We start from the raw sequence: 2,255 nt of genomic DNA on the forward strand, positions 1-2,255 counted from the left end.
TTCAACGGCTTCAACAAGGTCTTTCATCGCGGCTCCGAGTCTTACAGCCGGGGGGTCTCCAGGATCGTCAACCGCAAGGCCGTGATCCTCGCCCTCTACGCCGTCCTGCTGGGGCTGACGGTTCTGATGGGCAAGGTGGTGCCCGGTGGGTTCGTCCCCGTTCAGGACAAGCAGTACCTGGTCGCGATCGTGCAGCTGCCCAATGGCGCGTCCCTCGACCGGACGGAAGCGATCGTGCGACAGGTTGGGGATATTGCCCTGAAGACACCCGGTGTCGAGGCAGCCGTGCAGTTCCCGGGGCTGTCGATCAATGGGTTCACCAACTCGTCGAGTTCGGCGGTCATCTTCTTTAGCGAAACGGCCTTCGAAGAGCGTAAAAGCAAGTCCATGACGGGTCTGAGCATTGCGGCGGAACTGAACAGGCGATTCTCCGGGATCAAGGGGGCATTCGTCGCCGTCTTCCCGCCGCCGCCGGTTCTTGGCCTGGGCACGCTGGGTGGTTTCAAGCTTCAGATCGAAGACCAGCAGGCCGCAGGTTATACCGCGCTCGACAATTCGACCCAGGCTTTCCTCAAGGAGGCCGCGAAGGCGCCCGAGCTCGGTCCGTCGTTCTCCACGTACCAGATCAATGTGCCGCAGGTGAATGCCGATGTCGACCGCGTCAAGGCGAAGCAGCTGGGTGTATCGGTGACCGACATCTTCAACACGATGCAGATCTATCTCGGCTCGTTCTATGTCAATGACTTCAACCGTTTCGGCCGTGTCTATCAGGTGCGGGTGCAGGCGGATGCGCCATTCCGCTCCAATATGGACGACATTGGATTGCTGAAGACGCGTAACGACAAGGGGGAGATGGTGCCGCTGTCGACCCTTGTGAAAATCACGCCGACCTTCGGTCCTGATTCGGTCGTCCGGTACAACGGCTACACCGCAGCTGATATTAATGGTGGCCCCGCACCGGGCTATTCATCGGGGCAGGCACAGGCTGCGGTCGAGAGGATCGCCGCGAAGACGTTGCCACGCGGAATGAAGATTGAGTGGACTGACCTGACCTATCAGCAGATTCTTGCCGGCCACGCCGCGCTCTGGGTGTTCCCGATCAGCGTACTGCTCGTCTACATGGTGCTGGCGGCGATGTATGAAAGCCTGACATTGCCTCTGGCCATTCTGATGATTGTGCCGATGAGCGTGCTGTCAGCGTTGCTCGGCGTCTGGCTGACTCACGGGGATAACAACATATTCACGCAGATTGGCCTCATGGTGCTGGTCGGGTTGTCCGCGAAGAACGCGATTCTCATTGTCGAGTTCGCCCGCGAGCTGGAGATGGAGGGACGCTCGATCGTGCAGGCTGCCATCGAGGCCAGCCGGCTGCGTTTGCGACCGATCCTGATGACGTCCTTCGCGTTCATCATGGGCGTGGTGCCGCTGGTCGTTTCGGGTGGCGCGGGTTCGGAGATGCGTCATGCCATCGGTATCGCCGTGTTCTTCGGGATGCTTGGGGTGACCCTGTTCGGGCTGCTGCTGACACCCATCTTCTATGTCGTTCTGCGAAAGCTCGCCCGGACAGAGCACATCGTGGACAAGCACGGACATCACCCGCACGTTCGCGGTGTCGATGCCTCGGTCGAAGCGTGAGGTCACCATGTCGACAATTACAGTGAAACGTGTTCTGCTGGGTTCGCTGACGCTCCTGAGCGCGGCACTTCTGGGCGCAGGCTGCTCGCTCGCGCCGCAGTACAAGGTTCCGGACGTGGCCAGCGCCCCCGCGTTCAAGGAGGCGCCGCCCATAACGGCCACGGCCGGAACAGAAGGCGAGGCGGGTGCCTGGAAAATCGCGCAGCCGTCCGACCAGATTCCCCGCGGGAAGTGGTGGGTGATTTTTGACGACGCCACCCTTGACGACTTCGAGGAGCAGGCGCTGTCTGCCAACCAGAATCTGGCTGCCGCGGCGGCCCGGGTCAAGGAGGCCCGCGCCCTTCAGCAGGTCTCCCGGGCGGACCTTTTCCCGACTATCGGCGCCGGCTTCGGGCCCACCCGAGAAAAGGTCACGTCGGCCTCGCAGTTCCAGCCGGACGGTGGCGACGTGCCCGCCCAGACCCTGTGGCGTGCGCAGGCGACGGCGAGCTACGAGGCGGACCTTTTCGGCCGGGTGTCGGATGCGGTCAAGGCGAGTACTGCAGAAAGCGAGGCATCGCAGGCGCTCCTGCGCTCGGTGCAGCTTTCGCTTCAGGCGGACGTTGCCGCGAACTATTTCA

At 62.0% G+C, this 2,255-nt stretch carries 2 protein-coding genes; both read left to right on the forward strand.

The window, feature by feature from the left end; genetic code table 11:
- On the forward strand, positions 1–1,635 hold a 1,635-nt coding region (locus P3T22_RS33140), incomplete at its 5' end, for an efflux RND transporter permease subunit (protein ID WP_429327274.1).
- Positions 1,636–1,642: 7 nt separating this feature from the next.
- A partial coding sequence (locus P3T22_RS33145; RefSeq protein ID WP_429327275.1) for a TolC family protein occupies positions 1,643–2,255 on the forward strand: 613 nt, incomplete at its 3' end.

Source organism: Paraburkholderia sp. GAS348 (assembly GCF_050434205.1).
Classification (GTDB): domain Bacteria; phylum Pseudomonadota; class Gammaproteobacteria; order Burkholderiales; family Burkholderiaceae; genus Paraburkholderia.